Annotated in this window: 10 protein-coding genes; 2 read left to right on the top strand and 8 right to left on the bottom strand. The window is 58.1% G+C overall.

Annotated features, from left to right (window positions below):
- Positions 1-327 precede the first annotated feature (327 nt).
- Positions 328-600 (top strand): type II toxin-antitoxin system TacA family antitoxin, encoded by a 273-nt coding sequence (locus HOLFODRAFT_RS25730; RefSeq protein ID WP_005031430.1) that lies wholly within the window; start codon positions 328-330, stop codon positions 598-600.
- Positions 597-1,088, top strand: a complete 492-nt coding sequence (locus HOLFODRAFT_RS0203800) for a GNAT family N-acetyltransferase (protein ID WP_005031431.1) — start codon at positions 597-599, stop codon at positions 1,086-1,088. The genes HOLFODRAFT_RS25730 and HOLFODRAFT_RS0203800 overlap by 4 nt, the downstream gene beginning before the upstream one ends.
- A gap of 140 nt (positions 1,089-1,228) precedes the next feature.
- Here HOLFODRAFT_RS0203800 and HOLFODRAFT_RS0203795 read toward each other — a convergent pair whose 3' ends face one another.
- The 8 genes from HOLFODRAFT_RS0203795 to HOLFODRAFT_RS0203760 all read right to left on the bottom strand — a co-directional run bounded on the left by HOLFODRAFT_RS0203795 (position 1,229) and on the right by HOLFODRAFT_RS0203760 (position 6,793).
- Positions 1,229-1,378: a hypothetical protein gene (locus HOLFODRAFT_RS0203795; protein WP_244432598.1), complete on the bottom strand. Its 150-nt coding sequence runs from the start codon at positions 1,376-1,378 to the stop codon at positions 1,229-1,231.
- Between the two features lie 291 nt (positions 1,379-1,669).
- Positions 1,670-2,065 (bottom strand): PIN domain-containing protein, encoded by a 396-nt coding sequence (locus HOLFODRAFT_RS0203790; protein WP_005031433.1) that lies wholly within the window; start codon positions 2,063-2,065, stop codon positions 1,670-1,672.
- Positions 2,062-2,310: an AbrB/MazE/SpoVT family DNA-binding domain-containing protein gene (locus HOLFODRAFT_RS0203785; RefSeq protein WP_005031434.1), complete on the bottom strand. Its 249-nt coding sequence runs from the start codon at positions 2,308-2,310 to the stop codon at positions 2,062-2,064. Before HOLFODRAFT_RS0203785 ends, HOLFODRAFT_RS0203790 begins: the two co-directional genes overlap by 4 nt.
- Positions 2,311-2,494: 184 nt before the next feature.
- On the bottom strand, positions 2,495-2,629 hold the full coding sequence (locus tag HOLFODRAFT_RS25470) for a hypothetical protein (RefSeq protein ID WP_005031326.1): 135 nt from the start codon (positions 2,627-2,629) through the stop codon (positions 2,495-2,497).
- Positions 2,630-2,836: 207 nt separating this feature from the next.
- Positions 2,837-3,730 carry a LysR substrate-binding domain-containing protein gene (locus tag HOLFODRAFT_RS0203775; protein WP_005031325.1) on the bottom strand — a complete coding sequence of 298 codons (894 nt, stop codon included), beginning with the start codon at positions 3,728-3,730 and terminating at the stop codon, positions 2,837-2,839.
- A 143-nt stretch (positions 3,731-3,873) separates the two neighbouring features.
- Positions 3,874-4,212, bottom strand: coding sequence for an SCP2 sterol-binding domain-containing protein (locus HOLFODRAFT_RS0203770; RefSeq protein WP_005031324.1), 339 nt, complete (start codon positions 4,210-4,212; stop codon positions 3,874-3,876).
- Positions 4,213-4,222: 10 nt separating this feature from the next.
- A complete protein-coding gene (locus HOLFODRAFT_RS0203765; protein WP_005031323.1) occupies positions 4,223-5,557 on the bottom strand; it encodes an LVIVD repeat-containing protein in 1,335 nt (444 codons plus the stop codon).
- 30 nt (positions 5,558-5,587) lie between these two features.
- The gene (locus HOLFODRAFT_RS0203760; RefSeq protein WP_005031322.1) at positions 5,588-6,793 is read right to left on the bottom strand and encodes a hypothetical protein; all 1,206 of its coding nucleotides are present in this window, start codon (positions 6,791-6,793) and stop codon (positions 5,588-5,590) included.
- Positions 6,794-6,810 lie beyond the last annotated feature (17 nt).

Here is a 6,810-nt window from a genome sequence, read left to right as displayed (position 1 = left end):
GACGCCAACTCGGTCCAAGCCCCTGCCGGGACTGTCGGGCTCAGCAGTCAGCAATCCCTGGGCGACAGGGGACCTGGCGTCCCCAAAAGTGGATCAGCAGGCGCGATTTCCCCATAGCCCTCGCCCAACTCCCCCGCCGCTCCGGGCTTGTTCAACACCGCATTTCATCGGTGGGGCTCCGTCTACCTGAGGCAGCCTCGCCCACGCCCCACCGACGAAATGCTCACTGTTTGGTCATCTCCAGGCTGCTCTTCTGTCCAAATATCACAGATCGTGGTGCAAATCCGGCAAATTGCCGTACACTTGGATCATGAAGAGGTAGTCCCCATGTTGTCCACGACGGCACGACTTGAAGCCAGGATCAGCACTGATCTCCACGCCCTCCTTCGGCGCGCAGCGGAGTTGCAGGGGCGCTCTGTGACGGACTTTGTGACGGAGGTCTTACGCAAGGAGGCGCGTCAAGTTGTGGATGACGCCACGCTACTGAGGATCTCCCCGGAGGATCAGGCGCGATTTGTGGATGCACTCCTCAATCCACCTGTGCCGAATGCCGCCTTGCAGCGTGCGTTTGTTAGGCGTGATCAACTGGTGGGCAAGTGACCCTGGCCATCGAGCCTTTGGATCCCAAGCGGCATGATCGCGGTTCTTTCTCGTGTGGTGTGGGGGCTTTGGATCACTATCTGAAGACCCAGGCATCCCAGGATACGAAGAAGGGCTTCGCGGCTTGTTTTGTATTGGCGACACCCGAGGGGCGGATTGTGGGGTACTACACCTTAAGTCCCTACTCTGTGCTGATCAGGGATTTGCCACAGGCCGTGCAACAGAAGCTTCCGCACTACCCGGTAGTACCCAGCTACCTCCTGGGGAGACTTGCGGTGGACGAGCAGGATCGGGGCAGCGGCTTAGGGGGTGTGCTCCTGGCTGATGCCCTGGATCGAGCCGCCCAAGCTGACATCCCCGCTTACGCGCTGGTGGTGGAGGCCATGAATGCAACTGCATCTTCCTTTTACCTCCATTACGGGTTCCAGCCGTTTATCAGTGCACCAAGCCGCTTCTTCCTGCCCCTAGCGACCGTCCGCAGACGCTAGTAGTCGCAGTTGGGTGATGGCCCAACGGATTGGGTCTGGGGGCTCTTTGCGGCTTCCGCCCCAATAGCACTGAGGTAGTGCCTTGACATGGATCGGGGGCTTCGGCGCCACCCGAAGCCCCCTTGCAGGTCGTTGATGGATCAGTCCTTCGGGGTGTTGTTGTTCAGCTCCTCCCAGGGGAGGTCATCCGGGAGGGCGTAGCCCGCCAGGGCCAGGGCCCGGAATGCTTCGGGGTCGAAGACCTCACTGAGGGGGACGGCATCGGGGTTGGGCTTCGGGTTCTGGTTCATGGTGTCCTCTCTGTGCCACTCGGGGCACACAGCCGGGACGGGCAAGGGGCAAGAGCTCCTGAGGGGTGGACCGGGAGTCTTTTGGGAAGGGACCCAAAAAACGAAGCGGGTAGCCCCGATGGCGCCGCCAGCCCCGCAGCAGCACCGGGTGGCACGGGAGAGGACTTGAGCCGGATCCTGGACCCTCTTGCTGACTTCCTTGCCCATCTCGACTTGTGTGCGTGGGCTTGCCGTTCGAGAGCACCGTGGCTGAACAACCTCATTGGCAACGACACCCAGTCGCGCCGGTGGTCAAGCCCTCAGGAGAGTGGCCCGGCCCGTCTTGGCGAGGCGGGCGTCGAATGTGAGGAGACGGGAGCACCCCCGGGTCTTGGCCGTTAGGGTGATGAGGTTGTCAGCCAAGCCCACCGCCCCGCTCGAAAGGTCCAGAGCCTCTCGGATCGTAGGGGCCTGGTCCACCTCGATACCCTCCACCTCCAGGAGACTCCCCAGGGCCTGATGAACCTTTGCAGCATCCCAGCCCGGGGCGCTCTTTAATACCCAATACAGCTCCACCAGCACCAGGAGTGGGACGAACACCCCTTTCCCTTGGGTGCCCTTCTCAATGGCGGCCCTGGCGGCGGTGGACTGGGCCGGGTCATCCCCCAGGAAGGCGCGGGCCCAGACGTTGGTATCCCGGGCGATCATTGGCCAGCCCCGCGCTGGATGGCCTGGTCCATCTCATCCAAGCTCATGGTGGGGGCCCCGCGCACGGCGAATGCCCAGAGGTCAGCCACCTGGAGCTTTACGGGCTCCATGGCGGCAGTGCCCTGCTCTTGGTCCACCTCGAAGCGGACCTTGGCCCCCTCATGCAGTCCCAGGGCCTCCCGGACGGATTTCGGGATGGTCAACTGTCCCTTGCTTGTCATGGTCGCAACGGCGGTGATGCTCATGGGGTCTACCTCCTTACTAGTATGGGTATTTCTCCTTACCTGTCCAGGTTGGGGCCTGTAGCTCGTCCACCCGGACAAGCCTGGGGCATAACCCCGGGTGGACCATCCCGGCAGAGGGGGAACGCAACGCCCCTGCTCATTTGGTCGCCCACGGGCCCCAACGCTGGAGAAAGTGCGGCGGAGGTCACGCGTTGCGATCAGTGGCGACCCCGGTGGCTGTGGGGATGGGGGTTCTCAGGTTGTGGTAGGCCAAGGCTGAAACCAGGCAGATGACTCTGTTGGGAACTGCGGCACAGGCATCCAGGAGGTCCTGGTTCATCCAGACTTCCCGATCGGTTGGGCGGTAGACTCCGGGCCTGAGTTTGCGCAGGTATACAAGCCTTGGAAGAGCATTCGGTGAATTCCTGCACAGGGCGCAGGTCTGCCACCTGTGCCCATCGGGATTTTGTGACTTCCCCGTTTACGACCTTGTGCGCACGGTGGCGTGACAGGGAAACTTGGTGGCGGTTGCCTGCTATCTATTTGGCTAAACGCTCAAACTTACGCCAAGTTTGTTAAGGAAGGTCGGGATGCAGGGGTTGTCAGAGTCCTTCCGCCACACCACTAGGAAATCCACGGCGGCATCTTCATCAATCAGCGGGATGCTCGGCAGGTCGAAGGTGTTGAAGTGCTCTGCGGCATATCGAGTGTGCAGATTGATCCCGATTCCGGCCTGGACGAGCATGAAAAGACTCTCGGGGTCTTTGCTGGTGCGCACCACCTCTGGCCGAAAGCCATGGCGCTCACACAGCGTTTCCAGCCAGTCGATGTCTACGACGCACACTTCTGGGTCCATGCTGACGAAAGGATAGCCCTTGAGGTCACACAGTCTCACTGAAGTCCGGGATGCGAGCGGATGATCTGAAGGCAGGAGAACATAGTGTTCCTCTTTTGATAAACTTACATAGGATAGCTTTTCGGAATGTCTAAACCCGATATTAAGAGTGAAGGCTATGTCGATGTCTCCATTATTCAGTGCATTAATTAGACCTGGGATGGAATTGGAGGCATGCTGCATGGTGATGCTTGGGTTTTCATTCTTGAATCGTTTCAAGAATAAGGGCAGGAATGGCTTCCTGGTGAAGCTTAGGTAGCCAAGCTTGATTTCGCCGACCTGTCCCAATTCAAGCTGCTGGCTTAGGTGTATGGCGGTGTTGTATTCGTTTATGATCTTTCGTATGCATTCGAGAAAATACTTTCCAGTCCTTGTCAGTAGGACCTTTCGGGAATCTCGTGTGAACAGCTGGAATCCTAACGAATCCTCCAGGGCAGCTATCTGGTAGCTGACGGCAGACTGGGAGAGGTTCAGGCGGATAGAGGCCTTCGTGAAGCTTTGCTGTTCAGCCACGGCGGTGAAGCAGCGAAGTCTGTCGACATTCATAGTGCCTCCGAGGCTTTAGGCAAAAAACAGATTGGTGGTCAACATATGATAACACATCATATGGCTTAATGGAACAGTCTTGCAGCAACGCAACTGCCCCCTCTTCATCCTGAAGGGGGGCAGTGTGAGGGGCTAAAAATTATTTACAGAATGCTTCTATACAGGAGGCTGAATTTTTCACCGAAGTTCAAGTCGCCAACAGGTTTGATCATCCCAGACCTCACGGCCTCGTCGTGATCGATCTCGCCGGTAACCATCCTGGAAAAATACTGGAATGGCGCGACCACAATGAAGTCTGGTGAAGGGTGGGCACCCATCACGACCTGGAAAGCCCCTGGGGTCAGGACCAGATGGAACTGCTCCCCAGTATCTTCACGGAAGTCCCACTGCATCACGCCGCTGAGATCCCATTCTTCGACCTTGGCCCTGTTCTCAACCAGATTCCTGCGCACGCTGCTGATAAAATCATCTACCGTTTTCACGACGTCCTCCTCAGACTGTGCAACGAAGGACATAGAGGCCATCGTGGGAGGTATCGACATAGATGTATCCCCTGTCGTCGACCACAACATCCTCGGCGTGGGCTACCAGAGGACCTCGGAAGAGATTCCCCTCGGGGCTGTTGAACAGGAATTTTTCAGGATCCGGCGGGATGAAATACGCAATTTCCTTGGGGACGAAGGGATCCTGGACGTCATAGATGCGCAGTCCAGCATTGAAATGGGAACAATAGACTCGGTCATCCCGCTTCTCATAGACCTCAGGGCCAAAGGCATCAAAGATGTTGTGCGGACCGAAAGGAACTCGCACCCCATCCACGATGTTGAAATTGGTCCCATGCGGGTATCCTTCCGGCACTTCCGGATAGGGGAAGACGGAGACCAGGGAGGGATTCTTCAGGTCCGTGAGCTCCACGAGCCCGATCATGTTCATGGCTTGAGACTTGATCTGCTTGAAGTGCCCATAGATCGTGTCATCCGAGTTGGCAAAGTAGTGCACTCGCTCGCCTTCCGTGGTGACTACGGCATAAGGGCGCCCGCCGAGGGGCAAGGTCGAGTGGACTGGAGCTCCCGATGCACCCCCGCTGAAGGGCGGGCTGATTTTCAGGCGACCGATGATCTGGGGCTTGGTCTTGTCTTTGACGTCAAGACAGACAAATCCACCTGTTGCATAAGCCAGATATGCGACGTCATCCCTCACGGTCAGTGCGTGAAGGTAGGGGATTTTGAGCGATTCTTCGTCGCTGTAGGCAATATCCTTCCGGGCAAGTCGGTCACCAAGGTACTGTTCGGCCATCCACCAGCGCCCGACCTCGACGGGGTTTTCCGGATCTATGATGTCGAGAATCCGGAGGACGAAGCCGTTGAAGTTCTCCAATGTGCCGGTGACATATGCGTACCTGCCCCCGTTGTAAAAGAACCGATGGACGCCGAAACCTTCGGTCTTGAAAAAGGACAGCTGTTTCGGGTTCTCGGGGTCCTTCACGTCCCAGATGATGACGCCGCCGACGAAAGGTGCCTCAGGGCGGGTGCCGTGGAGGAAGGGAACCAGCCCCCCGACTGCTGTGAGCATCAGGCCGTCGGCTATCTGGAGCTTGGGTGCCCCGATCCCTTCCATATCGAAGGGAATCGGCAGCCATTTGACAGTCTTGGGGGCAGCTGGATCGGTGACATCGATGATGTTCCACCCGGGGTGCCGGAAGCTGGCCGTGTAGATGTAATACCTGCCATTGCTCTTGTGCAGGGCCATCTGGAAGCCGGGCTTGCCGCCCATGTCGTGGTACCCGATCAGATCGATATTCTTGGAAAAATACTTTTTATTCTGCATCTCGATTTCACCGTTTGCTTTGCAGTGGGGTTAGAACCAGAAGTTGAATTCCGCTTTGAGGGTCTTTTGGCTGCCATCAGCCTGGTTCGTGGCCTTGCTCAACCCGGCCCAGAGCATGAACTGGATGTTCTTGGCGAGGGTGACTGCGCCGAACATCTGAGGGCCTTTTATCCCGTTGAAAGTTCGCGTGGCCATGTTGATGCCGGTGACCCACCAGTCATTGCAGGGGCCGATGGTCGCATCGGCCTCTTCGTGGACATAGCGGAAGGACAGATTCCATGCGCCTGGGTGCACCCAGTCCATGTGGCCGAAATCAACGCCACCCATCCACATCTTGTTCTGGGTGTCAGCGCTAGATTGCTCGTAGGTGCCCCACAGCCTCATGCCAGGGATGGCGGTCGTATCAGCGCCGACTTCCCAAAGGTTGAAGCTGGACCCCTCGCTGGAATTCGAACCGATGACGGTTCCATCCGCCAAGGTGATGGTCGGGGCGAGACTGCCTGAAGTGGAAAGGCGGTGGTAGGCGGCCTTTACGTTGAATTTGGGAAGGAGGGTGGCCCCAACCTCGGCCACCGCATAGTGATTGTCTCCCCCCGTGAAGCTGATGGTGGCGGCCTGTCCGGCCACAACCCCGGTGGTGCTCCAGTTCCCAAGGGAGACCAGATTGGGGTTCAAGGGTGCTCCGGTCCAGTTCTGGCGGAGGTACCCATAGGACAGCTTGGCGTAATAATCCTTCCCCACCCCGATCTGGACGCCATTCATGGCGCGGTCAGCCATATTCAGGACTGCGCCGTAGCAGGGGTTGTAATCCCACTTGCCGACGATGATGGATAAGGGGCCGACCTTTCCCTGGGCATACATCTGGTCCAGCATCTGGTTGCCGACTACGGTCCCCTCATCTTTGGGGCTAGTGCCGTACCCGCCAGTCCGGAATTCGCGGACCGCCTCCATCTCGGCAACCACCTTCCAGTTGTCATTGACTTTGTAGCTCATGAAGATATCCAGGCCGACCGCGGGGTCATGGCCGGAGTCCCCGTAGAAGACATCGGCACCCTTGAAGGAGCCCTTGTTGTCCCAGACCTGATCAGAGACGTGAAGGAGGCCGAAGTAGTGGAACCGATCGTTGTTGGTCTCCAGGGCCTTGACCCGGGACTCCAGATCAGGTGCCGACTGGGCGAAGGCTGCGCTTCCTGCAAGCAGGCCGATGGCCAGGGTCTTTGAATTCAGACGAATCATTGTGTCTCCTTGGGGGT

The sequence above is a fragment of the Holophaga foetida DSM 6591 genome (assembly GCF_000242615.2).
GTDB lineage: Bacteria > Acidobacteriota > Holophagae > Holophagales > Holophagaceae > Holophaga > Holophaga foetida.
This window is presented reverse-complemented; position numbering and strand designations above follow the sequence as displayed.